The sequence below is a fragment of the Thioclava sp. SK-1 genome, from assembly GCF_001705665.1.
Classification (GTDB): Bacteria; Pseudomonadota; Alphaproteobacteria; order Rhodobacterales; family Rhodobacteraceae; genus Thioclava.
In genome coordinates this window covers 19,215-36,517 of record NZ_MDHA01000032.1, presented here as the reverse complement: position 1 = coordinate 36,517, position 17,303 = coordinate 19,215, and the positions used below count along the sequence as shown (strand labels likewise).

The 17,303-nt window shown below is 56.9% G+C and carries 16 protein-coding genes; 9 read left to right on the top strand and 7 right to left on the bottom strand.

What is annotated here, in order from left to right:
- Window positions 1–3: 3 nt before the first annotated feature.
- Complete coding sequence (gene zapE / locus BFP70_RS06315) at window positions 4–1,095, bottom strand: cell division protein ZapE (protein WP_066010524.1); 1,092 nt, start codon at window positions 1,093–1,095, stop codon at window positions 4–6.
- A 130-nt stretch (window positions 1,096–1,225) separates the two neighbouring features.
- Between zapE and BFP70_RS06310 the strand changes: the two genes are divergently transcribed.
- The 3 genes from BFP70_RS06310 to lpxK are packed head-to-tail and all read left to right on the top strand — an operon-like array spanning window position 1,226 to window position 3,687.
- Window positions 1,226–1,483, top strand: coding sequence for a DUF4170 domain-containing protein (locus BFP70_RS06310; protein WP_066010523.1), 258 nt, complete (start codon window positions 1,226–1,228; stop codon window positions 1,481–1,483).
- 12 nt (window positions 1,484–1,495) lie between these two features.
- The gene (locus tag BFP70_RS06305; protein ID WP_066010522.1) at window positions 1,496–2,698 is read left to right on the top strand and encodes a 3-deoxy-D-manno-octulosonic acid transferase; all 1,203 of its coding nucleotides are present in this window, start codon (window positions 1,496–1,498) and stop codon (window positions 2,696–2,698) included.
- A complete protein-coding gene (gene lpxK, locus BFP70_RS06300; RefSeq protein ID WP_066010521.1) occupies window positions 2,698–3,687 on the top strand; it encodes a tetraacyldisaccharide 4'-kinase in 990 nt (329 codons plus the stop codon). The genes BFP70_RS06305 and lpxK overlap by 1 nt, the downstream gene beginning before the upstream one ends.
- An 81-nt stretch (window positions 3,688–3,768) precedes the next feature.
- On the opposite strand, the gene BFP70_RS06295 is transcribed toward lpxK, so the two are convergent.
- Entirely contained in the window at window positions 3,769–4,431 is a 663-nt protein-coding gene (locus BFP70_RS06295) for a DsbA family protein (RefSeq protein ID WP_066010520.1), read from the bottom strand.
- 3 nt (window positions 4,432–4,434) lie between these two features.
- Window positions 4,435–4,995: a DUF721 domain-containing protein gene (locus BFP70_RS06290; protein ID WP_255356623.1), complete on the bottom strand. Its 561-nt coding sequence runs from the start codon at window positions 4,993–4,995 to the stop codon at window positions 4,435–4,437.
- Window positions 4,996–5,096: 101 nt separating this feature from the next.
- On the opposite strand from BFP70_RS06290, the gene mutY reads away from it, so the two are divergent.
- Together mutY and BFP70_RS06280 are read left to right on the top strand one after the other, a co-directional pair.
- Window positions 5,097–6,152, top strand: a complete 1,056-nt coding sequence (gene mutY, locus BFP70_RS06285; protein ID WP_066010519.1) for an A/G-specific adenine glycosylase — start codon at window positions 5,097–5,099, stop codon at window positions 6,150–6,152.
- A 67-nt stretch (window positions 6,153–6,219) separates the two neighbouring features.
- A complete protein-coding gene (locus BFP70_RS06280; RefSeq protein WP_066010518.1) occupies window positions 6,220–7,362 on the top strand; it encodes an alkane 1-monooxygenase in 1,143 nt (380 codons plus the stop codon).
- 8 nt (window positions 7,363–7,370) lie between these two features.
- Here BFP70_RS06280 and BFP70_RS06275 read toward each other — a convergent pair whose 3' ends face one another.
- Window positions 7,371–8,006: an alpha-ketoglutarate-dependent dioxygenase AlkB gene (locus BFP70_RS06275; RefSeq protein ID WP_066010517.1), complete on the bottom strand. Its 636-nt coding sequence runs from the start codon at window positions 8,004–8,006 to the stop codon at window positions 7,371–7,373.
- Between the two features lie 185 nt (window positions 8,007–8,191).
- On the opposite strand from BFP70_RS06275, the gene dnaK reads away from it, so the two are divergent.
- Both dnaK and dnaJ read left to right on the top strand, forming a co-directional pair.
- Entirely contained in the window at window positions 8,192–10,111 is a 1,920-nt protein-coding gene (gene dnaK / locus BFP70_RS06270; RefSeq protein WP_066010516.1) for a molecular chaperone DnaK, read from the top strand.
- A 71-nt stretch (window positions 10,112–10,182) separates the two neighbouring features.
- A complete protein-coding gene (dnaJ, locus tag BFP70_RS06265) occupies window positions 10,183–11,349 on the top strand; it encodes a molecular chaperone DnaJ (protein WP_066010515.1) in 1,167 nt (388 codons plus the stop codon).
- Between the two features lie 43 nt (window positions 11,350–11,392).
- On the opposite strand, the gene BFP70_RS06260 is transcribed toward dnaJ, so the two are convergent.
- A complete protein-coding gene (locus BFP70_RS06260) occupies window positions 11,393–12,367 on the bottom strand; it encodes a GlxA family transcriptional regulator (RefSeq protein ID WP_066010514.1) in 975 nt (324 codons plus the stop codon).
- Window positions 12,368–12,448: 81 nt separating this feature from the next.
- On the opposite strand from BFP70_RS06260, the gene BFP70_RS06255 reads away from it, so the two are divergent.
- A complete protein-coding gene (locus tag BFP70_RS06255) occupies window positions 12,449–13,618 on the top strand; it encodes an MFS transporter (RefSeq protein WP_066010513.1) in 1,170 nt (389 codons plus the stop codon).
- A gap of 61 nt (window positions 13,619–13,679) precedes the next feature.
- On the top strand, window positions 13,680–14,465 hold the full coding sequence (locus tag BFP70_RS06250) for an IclR family transcriptional regulator C-terminal domain-containing protein (protein WP_066010512.1): 786 nt from the start codon (window positions 13,680–13,682) through the stop codon (window positions 14,463–14,465).
- On the opposite strand, the gene BFP70_RS06245 is transcribed toward BFP70_RS06250, so the two are convergent.
- Both BFP70_RS06245 and BFP70_RS06240 read right to left on the bottom strand, forming a co-directional pair.
- On the bottom strand, window positions 14,462–15,898 hold the full coding sequence (locus BFP70_RS06245; protein WP_066010511.1) for a DUF6880 family protein: 1,437 nt from the start codon (window positions 15,896–15,898) through the stop codon (window positions 14,462–14,464). The genes BFP70_RS06250 and BFP70_RS06245 overlap by 4 nt on opposite strands.
- Window positions 15,899–15,988: 90 nt before the next feature.
- On the bottom strand, window positions 15,989–17,107 hold the full coding sequence (locus BFP70_RS06240) for an iron-containing alcohol dehydrogenase (protein ID WP_066010510.1): 1,119 nt from the start codon (window positions 17,105–17,107) through the stop codon (window positions 15,989–15,991).
- Between the last annotated feature and the right edge of the window lie 196 nt (window positions 17,108–17,303).

The following is a 17,303-nucleotide window of genomic DNA, read 5'->3' as shown; positions in this document are numbered from 1 at the left end:
GGTCTATCCTTCGGATTTAGCCCAGCTTTCCGATTGCATTTCACGCAAACGCGATGCCGTGCGTTCAAATTCAAAGCTGCCACGGCCTTCATTATACAAATGTTCCGGGATCGCCACAGCAGAGCAAATAAACCGTACATGCGCCTCATAAAGCGCGTCAATCAATGTCACAAAACGCTTAGCTTCGTTGAAATTCGACACAGACAGCTGCGGGATATCATCCAGCATAAGCACGCGTACCGCCTGTGCGATTTCCAGATAATCCCCCGGCCCAAGCATCGCGCCGCATAGGTCCCAAAACCCGGCGCGCCCGACGCCATTGTGAAATTGCGGGATCACAACATCGCGCCCTTTCACCGTAAGTACAAGCTTTTCGCTGTCATCACTGCCGCCCAGCGCATGCCACAGCGCGTCCATATGCGCCCGCCCTTCCCGGCCTGCAGGCGTAAAATAGACCTGCTGCCCGGACAGACGGTTCAACCGATAATCCGTTTCCGACTGAATTTCATGCACCTGCAAACGCTCTTGCAACAGGGTAATAAAGGGCAGGAACAATTGCCGGTTTAGCCCATCTTTATACAGATCGTTTGGCACCCGGTTCGACGTCGTAACCACTGTCACGCCCTGTTCAAACAACAGCTCAAACAAGCGCCCGACGATCATCGCATCGGCAATATCGGTGATCTGCATTTCATCAAAGCACAGCAAACGCAGCTGGGATGCGATCTCTATTGCAACAGGGCGGATTGCATCTTCGGCCTTTGCCCGGCGGGCGACCTCAATCTTGGACTGAACCTCTTGCATGAACCCGTGAAAATGAACCCGGCGCTTGGGCACATCCACCGCATCACAAAACAAATCCATCAACATGGACTTGCCACGCCCGACCCCGCCCCACAGATATAGCCCCTGTATTGCGGCAGGCGTCGCCTTGCGGCCAAACAGGGCCTTCAGCCCGCTTTTGCGCTCGATTGGGGCCTCCAAGGCCTGGCGCACACGTTCCAGCATCGGCAATACCGCGCGCTGCGCCGCGTCCGCATTCAACGTGCCATCCGCCACGCGGGCGTCATAGATCTCGGTCAAAGATTTTTTCATGGATATTTACGTAACTTCAAGCTGAGGGGTTGAAAAGCGATACACACGCAGAGCTGAACACCTCATTACCTTGAGAACCCGGCCCGCTTCCCCTACTCTTATGACAGCGTCATTTCCAGAGGTCCATCTAATGTCAAAAACCACTCCACAACGTTTACATCTGGTCTTCGGTGGCGAACTTGTCGACCCACAGAAAACCGTTTTCAAGGATGTCGAAGACATTCACATTGTCGGTATCTTCCCGAATTACGAAACCGCCTATAATGCGTGGAAATCCGAAGCCCAGCGGACAGTCGACAATGCTCATATGCGTTATTTCATCGCCCATTTGCACCGTCTGCGCGACGAAGAGCTTGAAGTCGCCGCCACCGAAGAGTTGGGCGGCTGATCGCGCCTAACGATGCCGCTACCACTTTGGTTGCATCTTAAACTTTCGGCGCTGCAACCCCGGTCGGGGGATCAGCCGCCGATCCAGCCTGTGACCTCGGGTCGCAGGCTGTGGTTGCGTGTGTCCACACAGTCTGATCCCGATGTCGCACGGTTGCTGATCGACCGTTTGCTGGATCACGAACCCGATATTTCCATCATATTGACCCTTGCGACGGGCCTTCCGCCCAGCTTTCCACTGCCCGATGGGGCCACGTTATGCGCCCATCCTGACGCGACAGCAGCGCAGACAAAATCCGTTCTGGCGGCGTGGCAGCCTGATTTGATCTTGCTGATCGGAATGGATCTTCCGCCCGCCCTGATCACCCAGGCCTCTGCGCAACATATCCCACTTGTATTGATTGATGCCGCCGTCGCGCAGGGCACCCGGCCGCCACATTCAAAATCGCTGCTTCGGCGGATGCATCGGATCCTTGCACGCAGTGATTCGGACGCACGGAAATTGGTGCAAATGGGGGCTGCGCCCAATCGTATTGGCAGTAGCGGTGCGATCTGTGATTCCGCCAATCCGCTGAAATGTTCTGAACGTGAACGCGCAGCAATGTCGGCCAATTTGCGCAACCGCCAGATCTGGCTTGCCGCCGCAGTGCCCGACGCCGAGGTAGACGCTGTTCTGAACGCGCATACCCATGCGCTGCGCCATGCCCACAGGCTGTTGCTGATGCTTGCCCCGGCGGATGAGATGTCAGGCGCGGCATTGCAAAAGCGTCTGTCCTCCAAAGGATGGCGTGTCAGCCGGCGCACATTGGAAGGTGAGCCAGAGGAAGAGACACAGATCTTCATCGCCGATGACCCCGATGAATTTGGCCTGTGGTATCGCTTGGCACCAATCACCTATATGGGCGGAACCCTAAGTGCGCCCACGCCCTATTCCCGCTCCCCGTTAGAGCCGGCGGGACTGGGCTCTGCGATTTTGCACGGGCCCACCGCCGCACCGTTTACAGAAGACTATCGCAGGCTGGACAAGGCGCATGCGACCCGCCGTATCGTCTTACAAGACACATTGGGTGATGCCGTTGCTGATTTGATTTCGCCGCAAAAATCTGCGCTTTTGGCCCATAATGCCTGGGCCGTCTGTTCTGAAGGGGCGGGCGCGACAGAGCTGGCAACGTCTACGATCATGGCCGCCCTGTCCAATGATGAAAAGGTCCGCTGATGCGCCCCCCACAGTTCTGGTTTACCCCCCCGTCACGCCCCGCAATGGCCGCAAGGCTGCTGACACCGCTGGCGAAATTAACGGCACAGGCTACCGCGCGCCGGATCGCAACGCCAGGGCATCATCTTCCGATTCCAGTGATCTGTATTGGCAATATCAACGCAGGCGGCACGGGAAAAACACCGACTGTCATCGCCGTGGTACAACAACTGATCGGTCGGGGTCACAGGCCCCATGTGGTCAGCCGTGGTCATGGTGGCAGCCTGATTGGCCCGGTGCAGGTCAATGAACGCCATCATAGCGCCGATGAGGTCGGCGATGAACCATTGCTGATTTCGGCCTTCACGCCAACATGGGTCGCCAAAAACCGTGCTGAGGGGGCCATTGCCGCACATCAGGCGGGCGCGGATGTGATTGTTCTGGATGACGGGCACCAAAACCCCGCACTGCACAAGGATCTGACAATTATCGTCGTCGATGCGGTGAAGGGCTTTGGCAATGGTCGATGCATGCCCGCCGGACCGCTGCGCGAACCTGTGCCTGCGGGCCTTTCGCGTGCCGATCTGCTGCTGTCCATCGGGCCGCCGCCTGCGCAAGACAGCTTTGCGGCGATATGGTCCGATCAGATCACCGTGCCACATATGCAAGGCGCGCTGGCACCGTTACCCACCGGGATGGATTGGGCTGGCCTACCCGTTTTGGCCTTTGCAGGCATCGGACATCCGGAGAAATTTTTCATCACACTCAAAGGTCTAGGCGCAGATATTTTGCGTGCCGAAGCCCTGGAAGATCACCAACCTTTCACCCCTGCCTTGCTGAAACGGTTGCAATCAGAGGCAACTCTGCTTGGCGCCCAGCTTGTCACAACCGAAAAAGATGCTGCGCGCATGCCCGCTGATTTCCGGCCCAATGTCGTGACGCTGCCGGTGCGGTTACAGATCCTTGACTATGCAGCATTGGGGGCCGCGTTAAGCGCACTTAACATGTAACACCCAGGCACCAAAAAAAACGGCCGGGCGACGATGCACCCGGCCATTGCTGATCTGCGACACAGCCCGCGGGCCTTGGCACTAGCCGGCCAATTGCTCATCCAGAACGGCTTTCAGCTCATCCCACGGCATGTTGGAATATTTCTTACCGTCGATGACCAAGGTCGGAGTCGAGTCCACCTCATCCGCACTGGCGTTTTTCTGGAAGGTCGCAACCATACGTTTGGCGCGTTCCTGATCATTCAGGCAGGTTTCCAGTTGTTCATCCGAGAACCCGGCCTTGCGGCCCAGCTTCCGCAGATTTTCGGCAATGGTTGCCTGCTGCCCGTCACCAATCCATGATTTCTGTTCATCATAGATCATGCCGCCTACGGCGTAATATTTCATGTCACCGCCACATTGCGCGATCATGCCTGCCCACAGACCAAATTTATCGAAATAAACTTCGCGGTGGATGAATTTGACTTTGCCGGTGTCGATATACTCTGACTTCAGCGTCGGATAGATCGTCTTGTGCCAGTTGGCGCAATGCGGACAGGTGTAAGAGGCGTATTCGATCAATGTGACCGGGGCATTTTCATCACCCTGAATGATATCGGGTAGCGGTTCAACCCCTGCATCTTGCGCTGCTGCAGGAGTTACAAACCCCGTTTCGACACCGCTTTGACGGGAGGCAATCCAGCCACCGGTTACGGCTACAATGGCAGCCCCTGACACCCCAAGGAGGAAGGAACGACGGTTCATAACTTAACCTTTCTTCTGCTCAGCCCGTTTCGCGGACTTGGTAAGAACATTTTGTGCAAGCATTTCCAACGCAGCTTTCAAACCGGGGTCCCCGATCTGCTCTGCTGTTTTTTGCGCTTGCGCCTGAATTTCGGGTGATGGCGCTTGGGCTACTTTGGGTGGCGTAAGAAATTCGGCCTGGCCATCGGCGAACCCTGTGGGCGCGGTTTGGGTTAACACGATGCGTGAGATCGCATTATAGCCATAGCAGGCGTTGACCTTATCGCGCATCTTTGGGATCTGCATCTGCATCATCGGGCCAGATGCGCCCAGTGTCAGCACGGTCAAGGTCGCCCCGAACCCACCTTTGGCATAGCCGATTTTGACCGGGCGGGTTTGTGCTGCAATCTCTGGCCCCACGACCTCGGCCCAATGGGTCAACAGGCGCGACACGGCGAAACCACGGGCCTCTCCGACATTGCGGATACGGTCCTTCAGCAGCCCAGAGGCCGGTTCAAAACCGCGCATCCGTCGCTTTGACGGACCCGGTTTGAATGTGGCTTTTTTACCCGTTTTCGCGGCCATACTGTCTTTCCAAATGCTAGGCACTAACTTAGGCATTCACCGTCGCAATACCAGCAGTTCCACGAATATGGAGCCTTAAAGCAAGATGGAGGTCATAAATATTGCGTGACGACACTGCGATAAGCGCCGATATTTTGCACTGGTACGACCACCATGCGCGGATTTTGCCCTGGCGGGTTTCGCCTGCCGACCGCGCGGCGGGTGTGCGTCCTGATCCCTATCGGGTGTGGCTGTCCGAAGTAATGTTGCAGCAAACCACCGTTGCCGCTGTGCGCAGTTATTTTCGGACCTTTACACAGGCTTGGCCTACAGTTTCTGATCTGGCCGCCGCCGATGATGGGGATGTTATGGCCGCGTGGGCCGGGCTTGGTTATTACGCGCGGGCACGTAATTTGCTGAAATGTGCGCGGGTTGTCGCGGATCAGTATACTGGGCACTTTCCCAACACGGCGGCCAAGCTACTGACATTGCCGGGAATCGGCCCCTATACTGCGGCGGCAGTCGCATCCATTGCTTTTGACGAACCCGCCACAGTGGTTGATGGCAATGTGGAGCGGGTGATTTCGCGCCTGTTCGCGCTGACTGATCCGTTGCCCGGATCGCGGCCCCGCATTGCGCAACTGGCCGCCACAGTCACGCCGCGCGAACGGCCCGGCGATTATGCACAGGCAATGATGGATTTGGGCGCGACGATTTGCACCCCGCGCAACCCGGCCTGCGGCATTTGCCCGCTGCGCCCTGATTGTGCGGGATTTGCCCAAGGAATCGCGGCCGAGTTGCCGAAAAAAACACCGAAACAACCCAAGCCGACACGCCATGGCTTTGCCTATGTCGGGCGCGCATCGGATGGCGCAATTTTGCTGGAACGCCGCCCCGACAAAGGTCTTTTGGGCGGCACACTGGGGTTTCCCGGCTCGGATTGGGGGGCAGACCCTGACCCGGTGCCGCCCCGGACTGCCGATTGGACGGTTAGCGGCGAAGTGCGGCACACATTCACCCATTTTCACCTGATTTTAACGGTGATGGTTGCGCAGATCCCTACAGAACCTGCACTGACACCTGCGGCACAGTTCAACCCTGCCTCTTTGCCCACAGTGATGCGCAAGGTCTGGGACGGCGCACAGCCGGGCATCTGCGAATTGACCAACGACACCTGATTTGCGCACCGATTGCACTGCACGCCGCTTGGGCTATGGTGGCATAACCCGTATGAAAGAGCCGCCCATGTCCGCCCCAGCCACGAATATCAGCCCCGTCCGCGCCCTGCCGTTTTGGCTCTCTGTGCTTACGTTGCCCCTTGCCGCGATTGAAGCAGTCTATGGCGGCTGGACATTGATTTTGCTGCCTTTTTACGCGTGGTGGCTGATCACGTTTTTGGACAAAATCCTGGGCCGAAATTTGCAACAGCCCGACCCACAAACCCCCGATAGTAGTTTGTTTTGGTACCGGGCCGTGACCCTAATCTGGTTCCCGTTACAGGCCTGTGTGATCTATGGCACGATCTATTGGGTAACACGCACGGACCATCTAAGCGGATGGGAAATCGCCGGCCTTGTTTTTGGGGTCGGGGTGATTTCCGGCACGATCGGCATGGTCTACGCCCACGAGCTGCTGCACCAAAAGCCGTTGGTGGAACGCTGGCTTGGGGATCTTTTGCTGGCCTCTGTGATGTATGGGCATTTCCGCACCGAGCATCTTTTGGTGCATCATCTTTGGGTTGCCACCCCGCGCGATGCCGTATCGGCACGATATAACGAAGGCTTCCACCGGTTCTTTTTCCGCGTTTTGCGCGATGGTTTGACCTCGGCCTGGAGGGCAGAGCGGCGCAAGCTGGCCCGCGCTGGCCGCCCAGCCTTTCACCAAAGCAACCCGTTCTGGCGCTATGGCGCGCTGCAATTGGTGGCGGTTGCTCTGGCGGCGATTATCGGCGGCTGGTTGGGCGTTATGATCTTCGCAGCCCAAGCCTTTGTTGCGATCTGGCAACTAGAGCTGACGAACTATGTTGAGCATTACGGGCTGACGCGCGAATACATGGGCAATGGCCGATATGAGCATGTCAAACCCCATCACAGCTGGAACAGCGATCAAACGGCATCAAACTGGTTGCTGATCAATCTACAACGCCATTCAGACCATCATTATAAACCTGATCGCCGCTTTCCGCTGCTACAAACCTACAGCTCGCAAGAGGCACCGCAACTGCCCCTTGGCTATCCGGCAATGACCACGCTGGCGATGATCCCGCCGCTGTGGCGCCGCCGGATGAACCCGCGTGTGCGTGCCTGGCGCAAACAGCATTATCCCGGCATCACGGATTGGACCGCCTATAACAAGGGGCTGAACCCTATGCCCAAAAACGCGCTGTAACCCAACGATCATGTCACCACGCGCAAGGTGATATTAATGCGCCCGCCTTTGGGCAACAGCAGGGACGTATCAGGCGCAATCCGGTCCACGCCATGATAATACAGCCGCGCTGCCCCACCCATCACCATCACATCCCCTGAACGCAACCACAGCGTTTCGGTTGCGCCCCCGCGCGTGGCATTTCCAATACGAAACCGTCCGTCATCCCCCAACGAGATCGACACGACCGGTTGAGTGAAATCCGTCTCGTCTCGGTCCTGATGCATGCCCATTTTTGCCTCAGGTCCATAGAAATTCACCAGGCAGCTTTCAGGTGCCCGAGCGCCGGGCGCGACCGCCTCCCACACCGCCAAAATGCTGCGTGGAATCGCCGGCCAGCCCATGCCCGACGGGTGCCGCGGGCTGTAGCGATAGCCCGAGCGATCGCTGACCCACCCCAACGATCCGGCCGATGTCATCCGCACGGACATCGGCTTTCCCGACGCGGTGACCGGCGACATCAACGGAGCCTGCGCCACAATTTTGCGCAAATCCGCGACCATCGCGTATTGTTCCCCCGCCGTCAGCCAGCCCGAATAGTGCTCAAAGCCGCGAATCGTTACCGCCAAATGCCTGTTTTTCGGCAGATCGGAAGAATCCATCATTTTCTTGTCCTTTCTTACTGGTCCGGGTTCTTGCAGCGCCAAAACTCGCTCCTTATATACCCTTCCGAACCGGTTGCGGGTCCGTCCCGTGCCAAACATTGTTTTAACTACCACCCAACGGGATGGGGGACGGGGGCCAAAGTTGCGGACCCGACCCCGACCATCGCCAAAGAAGAGGTACTGATATGGGTAAAGTCATCGGGATTGACCTCGGGACCACCAACTCCTGCGTCGCCATCATGGACGGGGCGCAGCCTAAGGTCATCGAGAACTCTGAAGGGGCGCGCACCACGCCGTCCATCGTCGCCTACACGGATGACGAGCGTCTGGTAGGTCAGCCGGCAAAACGCCAGGCCGTTACCAACCCGACCAACACGATTTTCGCAGTGAAGCGTCTGATCGGTCGCCGCACGACTGATGCCGAAGTGGAAAAGGATAAAAACCTTGTTCCCTACTCCATCGTCGATGGTGGCAATGGCGACGCATGGGTTGAAGTGCGCGGCGACAAATACTCCCCCGCGCAGGTTTCCGCCGTCACTTTGCAAAAGATGAAAGAAACCGCTGAATCCTATCTGGGCGAAGAAGTCACCCAGGCCGTTATCACGGTTCCAGCCTATTTTAACGATGCTCAGCGTCAGGCCACCAAAGATGCAGGCAAAATTGCCGGTCTGGAAGTGTTGCGCATCATCAACGAGCCGACCGCAGCCGCACTGGCCTATGGTCTGGACAAGAAAGAAACCAAAACCATCGCGGTTTATGACCTTGGTGGCGGTACATTCGATATCACCATCTTGGAAATCGACGACGGTCTGTTCGAAGTAAAATCGACCAACGGCGACACATTCCTTGGCGGTGAAGACTTTGACATGCGCATCGTGACCTACCTTGCGGATGAGTTCAAAAAAGAACACGGCGTTGACCTGACCAAAGACAAAATGGCCCTACAGCGTCTGAAAGAAGCCGCTGAAAAAGCCAAAATCGAATTGTCTTCGGCCAACCAAACCGAAATCAACCAGCCGTTCATCTCGATGGGATCGAACGGAACGCCGTTGCACATGGTCATGAAATTGACCCGCTCCAAGCTGGAACAGCTTGTCAGCGAGCTGATCAAGAACTCGATCAAACCCTGTAAGGAAGCGTTGAAAGACGCGGGCCTGACCACAGCGGAAATCGACGAGGTTGTTCTGGTCGGTGGTATGACACGTATGCCGCGCGTCGTCGAAGAAGTGACGAAATTCTTTGGCAAAGAGCCGCACAAAGGTGTGAACCCTGATGAGGTTGTGGCCCTTGGTGCCGCCATTCAGGCAGGTGTTTTGCAAGGCGACGTGAAAGACGTTGTTCTGCTGGACGTGACCCCGCTGAGCCTTGGCATTGAAACGCTGGGCGGCGTGTTCACCCGCTTGATCGACCGCAACACCACAATTCCGACGAAGAAGTCGCAGGTGTTCTCGACCGCCGAAGACCACCAGAACGCCGTAACGATTCGCGTGTTCCAAGGTGAGCGTGAGATGGCTGCCGACAATAAAATGCTCGGTATGTTCAATCTGGAAGACATTCCGCCCGCACCGCGCGGTATGCCACAGATCGAAGTGACCTTTGACATCGATGCCAACGGTATCGTCTCCGTGTCGGCAAAAGACAAAGGCACCGGCAAAGAGCAGAAGATCACGATCCAGGCGTCGGGCGGTCTGTCCGATGAGGACATTGAGCAAATGGTCAAAGACGCCGAGGCAAATGCCGACGCCGATAAAGCCCGCAAAGAGCTGGTGGAAACCACCAACGAAGGCGAGCGTTTGCTGCATTCGACCCGCAAGTCGCTGGAAGATCATGGTGATAAGGTCGACGGTTCTACCGTCGAGGCGATCGAACTGGCTGCCAATGCCTTGGAAGAATCGTTGAAATCCGACGATGCAGCCAAGATCAAAGGTGGCATCTCCAACCTGACCGACGCAGCAATGCGCCTTGGCGAAGCCATCTATAAGGCCGAGCAGGAAAAAGCGGGTCAGGGCGAAGACAAAGCCGATCCCGAAGATGATCCGAACTCGGTCGATGAAGACATCGTTGATGCCGATTTCGAAGATCTCGGCGAAGACAAGCGCAAGTAAGCGCCCGGAACTAGGAAAAGCGGGCCCCCTGTGGCCCGCTTTTTCCTTTGTTCCCTCAAGGGGATAATTGAATGGCAAAACGTGATTTCTACGACGTGCTTGGCACTAAGAAAGGTGCGTCGCCCGAGGAGATCAAGAAGGCCTATCGGACGAAAGCGAAAGAGCTGCATCCGGATCGGAATTCCGACAATCCAGATGCCGAAGCCCAGTTCAAAGAGGCCAATGCGGCCTATGAAGTGCTGAAAGACCCAGAGAAAAAAGCCGCCTATGACCGCTATGGTCATGCAGCTTTTGAAGGTGGTATGGGCGGTGGCCAACGTCCCGGCCAGGGCGGTTATGGCGGCGGCCATGGTGATTTCGGATCGGCATTCTCGGATGTGTTCGAGGATCTGTTCGGTGATTTCATGGGCGGCGGTGGTGGGCGTCAGGGCGGCGGTGGCCGTTCGCGTGCGACCCGCGGTTCTGATCTGCGCTACAACCTGCGTGTTACGCTGGAAGAAGCCTTCAAGGGCGCGCAGAAATCTATCACTGTTCCCGGCTCTTCCAGCTGCGAGTCGTGCCACGGGACGGGCGCAGAAGGCGGTGCCGAGCCGCAAACATGTCCAACCTGCTCTGGCATGGGTAAAGTTCGGGCGCAAAACGGCTTTTTCACCGTAGAGCGCACATGCCCAACCTGTGGTGGCCAAGGTCAGGTTGTTAAGAACCCTTGCCGGGCCTGCGGTGGCGCGGGGCGGGTCGAAAACGAACGCACCTTGTCGGTTAATATTCCGGCAGGCGTCGAAACCGGCACCCGTATTCGTTTGGCGGGCGAAGGCGAAGCCGGACTGCGCGGCGGTCCTTCGGGTGATCTGTATATCTTCATCGAAGTGCGCGAACATGAGCTGTTCCAACGCGATTCGATGAGCCTGTTCTGCCGTGTGCCTGTGTCTATGGCCACCGCCTCTTTGGGTGGTGAAGTCGAGGTGCCAACGATTGACGGCGGGCGATCCCGCGTCAAAATCCCGCAGGGCAGCCAATCTGGTCGCCAGATGCGTCTGCGCGGCAAAGGCATGCCGGCACTGCGCGGGGGAAGCGTTGGCGATATGCTGATCGAACTTGCAGTCGAGACACCTGTCAATCTGACAACACGTCAGAAGGAAATCCTGCGCGAGTTTGAAAAAATAGAAGCCGAAAACAATCCGCAAGGTGCGTCTTTCTTTAAGAAAGTCAAAACCTTCTGGGATGGGATGACCGGGTAACACCGCCAAATTTGATTGGGCCAGCCTTCGGGTTGGCCCTTTTTTATTCACCCACTGTGCCGAAGATCTGCGCATACTCTGCGGCAGCTGTGTTCAACTGCCGGTCAAACGCTCGGCGCAGCCGCTGCGTATCGCCAAACCCGCTGCTATGCGCCACCTGCTTCAACGGCAAGCGCGCTTCCAATAAGCTGCGGGCATGATCCACGCGGACCCGTTCGACGAATTGGATCGGCGTGACATCCATATGTTGACGAAACCTGCGCGATAATGTGCGCGCGGTCACCCCAGCCTCCTGTGCCAGCATCGGCAGATCCCAGCGCCGCCTTGGATCGGCCACGATCGCTTCGATCAGCTGTGTCAAAAGATCATCATCGGTAAATTGTCCGGCCAAATGCATGGCATACTGGCTTTGCCCACCTGAACGACGCAGCTGCACCACCAGCTCTCGTGCGACGTCCAGCGCGACGGCCTTGCCGCAATCCGCCCGGATAATTGACAGCGCAAGATCTATTCCCGTGCTGACACCGGCGGAGGTATACACCCGTCCATCATCCACGCAAATCCGATCCAGATCCCACTGAACTTTGGGCCATTGCGCAAGCTGTGCGGCGCGTGCCCAGTGGGTTGTGGCCCTGCGCCCGTCCAACACACCGGCCGCAGCAAGGACCAACGCCCCGGAGCAGATAGAGATCAGCCGCTGATCGCCCGGCCGGGCCACCCAATCACGCAGGGTATCCAGCACCTTGGGGTGTTGGCACATGTGCCCCGCGCCCTCGCCACCCGGGACCAGCAGATCATCGGCGGGGCTGTCGCTGCGCAGCCGGTCTTGCACCCCCATCACCAATCCGTTTGACGCGCGGACACTGCGCCCATCCACCGAGACATAGCGCGGCTGATACACCCGGCGCCCGTCATAAAAGGCGGTATCAAATGCCTGCACCGCCCCGGCCACATCCAGCAGGTTCAGATCCTCATATAGCAGCACATCGATCACACGGAGCTTCGGCAGACTGTCCATTTTTGACGCCCATTTGACATTTGAGACATCTTTCTTCGCGGCTATACCCAATCAAATCAACCCAAATAATGGAGCCTGCCAATGTCCGACGACACGCATCGCAGCGCATATATCGGCTTATTATGCGCAAATACGCTTTTATCCTCCGTCATGCCCATGTTGATCATTCTGGGTGGCTTGGCCGGGTTGATGTTGGCGCCCAGCCCAGCATTCGCAACATTTCCCCCGTCAGTGCAAACACTTGCAGGCCTTCTTGTTACAGGGCCGTTTTCGTTGCTGATGGGGCGCTATGGACGAAGGGTCGGGTTTATATGCGGCGCGGGCCTTGCAATCTTTGGCGGAGCACTGGCCGTTGCCGCGTTTTATACCAGCAGTTTCGTATTACTGTGTATCGCGCATATGGGCTTCGGCGCGGCCTTGGCCTGTTATCAATACTTCCGCTTTGCTGCCGCTGAAACCGTGCCACCGTCGTGGCAACCTGTGGCGATTTCCATCATGTTGACATCTGGTCTGGTGGCCGCGCTGATTGGCCCGCAGATCTTTATTTGGACCAAGGATGCGCTTGCACCACTGCCGCTGGCCGGTGCCTATGCTGCAATAGGTCTGATCAGCCTTTTAGGAATTTTACCATTGGGCCTGCTGCGTTTGCCGCGCCCTACCGCGCCTGCGCGCGCAAAGACAGACCACAGCAGTCTGCGCAGCCCAAAAGTGCGCACCGCCATCACCTTGGGAGCGGCGTCACAAGGCATTATGGTGCTGCTGATGGCCCCTACCCCATTGGCCATGCTCAGCTGCGGCCTGACCGAAGCACAGGCAGGCGATGTAATCCGCTGGCATGTCGTCGCGATGTTTGCACCCAGTTTCCTGACCGGGATCATTATCCGCAAATTTGGTGCATTGCGGATCGCTTGCACTGGGCTGTGTTTGTTGATCCTTGCCGCCAGTATCGCCGCCAGTGGGATGCAATTGGACATATTTTACGCCAGCCTGATCATACTTGGCGTAGGGTGGAATTTCGGCTTTATCGGCGCGACGTCGCTATTGGCACAGGCAGTCCCGGTTGAAGATCGCGCATCGGTTCAGGGGATCAACGATACAATCTTGGCGCTGGCCGCGACGCTCTGCGCCTTTGGCTCTGGCATATTGGTAACCGGACCGGGATGGTCCGCAGTCGCGCTGACCGCTATCCCGATTGTACTGGCAGCATTGGCGGTGGCCACATGGGGCAAGCGCCAGCTTATGACATCTTGACAAGCCAAATCGCGAACTTCAGAATTCAATCCCATAAAAAACGAAATAGAAGGTGTAGCTGATGGCCAACCAACCGCTGAAAACCGAAAACGTCGCCTCGGTTCTGAAAGTTTTCGCGGTATTGGAAACTCTGTCAGATGAGCGCAGCGCCAGCCTGGCCTCTATCGCGCAGCGGGCGATGACGTCAAAAAGCACGACGCATCGCCTGCTGCAAACCATGGTCGAACTGGGCTATGTGGAACAACATGAAGATACCGAACATTATGGGCTGACGTTGAAACTGTTTGCGGTTGCCGCCCGCGCGATCAAGGATCAATCTGCGCTGATCCAGACCGCGGATAAGGCCATGGGCGTGCTGTCACGCGCAACAGGGGAATCGATCAATCTAGGCATTTTAGACGAGGTAGAACAACGTGTTGTCTATATCCATCAACGCCGTTCTGCCTTTAGCCTATCAATGAACTGCACAATTGGTCAGCGAAATCCAATCCACTGCACATCCCTTGGCAAGGCCCTTCTGGCCTTTCGCGATGAAATCGAAACCGACGAACGTATGTCGAAAATGGACTTTACACCCTGTGCCCCGCGCACGATTGCCAATGCCGAGGCCTTTCGCGCCTGCCTGCAGAAGGCCCGGACCCAGGGGTTTGCCGAAGAGGTCGAAGAGGCCGAGGCCGGTGTGCGCTGCATGGCAGCGCCTGTTCTGGATCATCTGGGCCACTCGATCGCGGCTATTTCCATGTCTTTCCCACTCTTCAGATATGCCGAAGACAAGCGCGACGAATATATTGACCTGCTGACGTCGCAGGCGCGCGCAGCTTCCCACGCAATGGGTTGGGACGGTTAATCCGCATCAATCCGCGCCCAAAAGCCGGTTTTGCGGCTATGCGCAAGCCGCAGGCGTTCCATGAAATCAAAATGATCCACATGGCCAAGATAGTCTGTAATCTCGGCATCCAGACGGGCATTGGTGCGCAGGTGATCGGCCGCATAGCCATAGCGTTTCACGCGCCCCTGATTGAGCGCATCAAGGACCATAGACCGGCGCAAAAGCACTGCGGCCAAAGGAAATGACCCCTCCAGCAGATCAGCGGCAGGTGTCAGCAGCTCATAGGCGTCGCCATCCAGTTCTCGCCCGCGATCCAATACAAACTGCGCCGCCGCGTGCATGTCAGGCCAATTTATAAAAAAAGCCAAGGCGGATTCGGCTTTGTGATGCGTTCTTGCATGGGCTTTGGCCCGCTCTTCGGCATCGATATCGTCAAACTCAGGCAACATGGACAGATAGCGCCGCAAACTGTCTGCATTCAAGTTGTCTAGAAAATCTTGCAGCAAGAATGTTTTTAGATCCTCTTTGCGGCCAAGCGCGGTCAGACAGGCGATATAGGCCGCGTCCAGATCGGGTGTGCCAAGGATCGATCGCCGTGTTGCCTGCCGATACTGCGCGGCTTCGACGATATGCAACGCCTCCTGCACACGATTGGCGGCAAGCAACCGCGCCGCTACATCTGGTGCAATAGTATGGAATGTAAGCTGCTCGGCGCTGTATCTAGAGATATAGGCATCCACATCGCCCTGCAGATCCGCAATCGTTTGCAAAACATGACCCGCCATCCTGCGCCGCATATCCTGTTGCGCAGCGCTGTCTCTGGTTTTTGCGGTTGGCACCCGACGCAGGCGCGATATATCCGGTGCAGGCGCATCAGCTGCGGCGCGGGCACGGGTTTTCAGCGCCTCAAGCCCTGATGCGCCCAACGCCTCCGAAAGGGCCACCACCACACCATCAAACACGCCATATTCGTCACCCATAACCGCATCAAACACCTCCTCCGCCAAGGCATTTTGATCGACCTGAGCGCGCGGCGCCAAATCTTGCAAGGCCTGCATCGCAGCAGCAAAAACATCGGCCAAAATATCATTATGATCGTCGATACGGTCAAATATACCATCGGCCAATTGCAGCAGTGACCATAGCAGGTCAAACCCTTCATCAGGGGCCGGCCCGCTGATTTTATCCGCGATCAACGCAATATGTCCGTGAAGCTCTTTTGCAAATGTCTTTCGCGTCTTACGCGGAATACGCCCCTTCGCCTGACGGATCGCGGCAAAGCGTTTGCGCAGGTCCAACGCGACCTCCTCCGGACCCTGATGTGCGCTAAGCTCCATTCGCACACGGCGTTGTTGCGCTGCATTGCCCTTCGTCACCTCAATCAACAGGGCGGCCAAAGGCTCTGCACCAAGGGCGGCAAGGTTCTTCACATTCAACGTTTTCTTCGACATCGGCATTCTCCTGCCTGATCCCTGTCAGATAACACGAGAATGCTCAATAAAAACTGGTCCCGGCCGAAAGCGCGCGGGACCAGTTTGCGCCTACCATGCGGCCTGATATAGCGCCAAAATATCTGCTTCAGAGATATCCACCGGGTTCCAATCCAGCAGGCGCCGGATCGCATGCGCGTCTTTGGCCATCTGGCGCAGATCATCTTCGGGCACGTTATGGGCACGCAGGCGCATGTCCAGACCAAGCGATTCGCAAAATGCAATTGCGCCGGCGCGCACGGTTTGCGCATCCCCAAAGGCGATCCCAAGCGCCGCACATACCGCGCATGTCTTTTCTGGAACCGCAGCAGCATTTACCGCCAAAACATGCGGAAAAATCAGTGCGTTGGCGATGCCATGTGGCAGCTTGTGGCGGGTCCCCAACGGATAGGCCAGGGCGTGTCCAGCGGTGGTATTCACCGGCCCAAGGCAGACACCGCCGTAAAACGCCGCCAGCGACAGGCCGGCGCGGGCCTCAATATCAGTGCCATCTTCGACAGCACGCCGCAGATATTTTCCGACCAGCTGCGTGCCCTGCAACGCATAGGCGTCGATCACCGGATGCGCCCGTTTAGACGTAAATGCCTCTACGCAATGCGCCATCGCATCCACACCCGTCGCCGCCGTCACAAAGCCCGGCACGCTGAGTGTCAGCGTCGGGTCAATCAACGCCATATCCGCCAACATATGTGGGCTTTCGGTTGCAATCTTTGCCTGAGTTTGTGGATCGGTGATAAGCGCACGCGTGCCCACCTCGGATCCGGTGCCAGCCGTGGTAGGGATCTGCACCAACCCAACTTTGCGCGCAGGGGCCCGATTGGGGCCGGAGATTTCGCTCAGCCCAAGCGACTGCCCTGTCATCACGGCCACCAGCTTCGCCAAATCCATCGCAGAGCCGCCCCCAAAGCCAATGACAAGATCACAACCGGCAGAGGCGTCTACCGCAGCTGTCAGATTGTGAATATCTGGCTCTGGCACGACATCCCCAAAACAGGCCACATCGCCCAGACCCAACAGCCCCAACCGTTTGGCATTTACCGGATCCGCGACGACAAAAATCTTTGAATATCCTTTTGATTCCACCCATTTTGTAAGCCCATCAAGGGTATTTTCACCGAACCGCAGCACCGAAGGCCGCAAAAGTTCAATCGGGTGCATAAGGTCGTGCATTTCAATTCTCCAAAGCGACTGGGACGGACAGCCAGCGATGCCGGCACTCCTTTCGATTTAGAAAATCTAATAAATTACAAGTTGTCAACACGACATTTAAGAAGGATCTCCTTGCGGCCGACAATAAAATTGAGATTTATTACAATATAAACAATGGATTAAATTTGCTTGCCTCTTCACAAAAACAAATCCAATG

Bases quoted from the DNA above. Each gene is read 5' to 3' on its own strand.
- BFP70_RS06245 (WP_066010511.1), bottom strand. From the start codon at position 15,898: ATGTCGAAGAAAACGTTGAATGTGAAGAACCTTGCCGCCCTTGGTGCA.
- BFP70_RS06305 (WP_066010522.1), top strand. From the start codon at position 1,496: ATGCCGCTACCACTTTGGTTGCATCTTAAACTTTCGGCGCTGCAACCC.
- dnaK (WP_066010516.1), top strand. From the start codon at position 8,192: ATGGGTAAAGTCATCGGGATTGACCTCGGGACCACCAACTCCTGCGTC.
- lpxK (WP_066010521.1), top strand. From the start codon at position 2,698: ATGCGCCCCCCACAGTTCTGGTTTACCCCCCCGTCACGCCCCGCAATG.
- BFP70_RS06275 (WP_066010517.1), bottom strand. From the start codon at position 8,006: ATGATGGATTCTTCCGATCTGCCGAAAAACAGGCATTTGGCGGTAACG.
- BFP70_RS06255 (WP_066010513.1), top strand. From the start codon at position 12,449: ATGTCCGACGACACGCATCGCAGCGCATATATCGGCTTATTATGCGCA.
- BFP70_RS06280 (WP_066010518.1), top strand. From the start codon at position 6,220: ATGTCCGCCCCAGCCACGAATATCAGCCCCGTCCGCGCCCTGCCGTTT.
- zapE (WP_066010524.1), bottom strand. From the start codon at position 1,095: ATGAAAAAATCTTTGACCGAGATCTATGACGCCCGCGTGGCGGATGGC.
- BFP70_RS06240 (WP_066010510.1), bottom strand. From the start codon at position 17,107: ATGCACGACCTTATGCACCCGATTGAACTTTTGCGGCCTTCGGTGCTG.
- BFP70_RS06250 (WP_066010512.1), top strand. From the start codon at position 13,680: ATGGCCAACCAACCGCTGAAAACCGAAAACGTCGCCTCGGTTCTGAAA.
- BFP70_RS06310 (WP_066010523.1), top strand. From the start codon at position 1,226: ATGTCAAAAACCACTCCACAACGTTTACATCTGGTCTTCGGTGGCGAA.
- BFP70_RS06290 (WP_255356623.1), bottom strand. From the start codon at position 4,995: ATGGCCGCGAAAACGGGTAAAAAAGCCACATTCAAACCGGGTCCGTCA.
- BFP70_RS06260 (WP_066010514.1), bottom strand. From the start codon at position 12,367: ATGGACAGTCTGCCGAAGCTCCGTGTGATCGATGTGCTGCTATATGAG.
- BFP70_RS06295 (WP_066010520.1), bottom strand. From the start codon at position 4,431: ATGAACCGTCGTTCCTTCCTCCTTGGGGTGTCAGGGGCTGCCATTGTA.
- dnaJ (WP_066010515.1), top strand. From the start codon at position 10,183: ATGGCAAAACGTGATTTCTACGACGTGCTTGGCACTAAGAAAGGTGCG.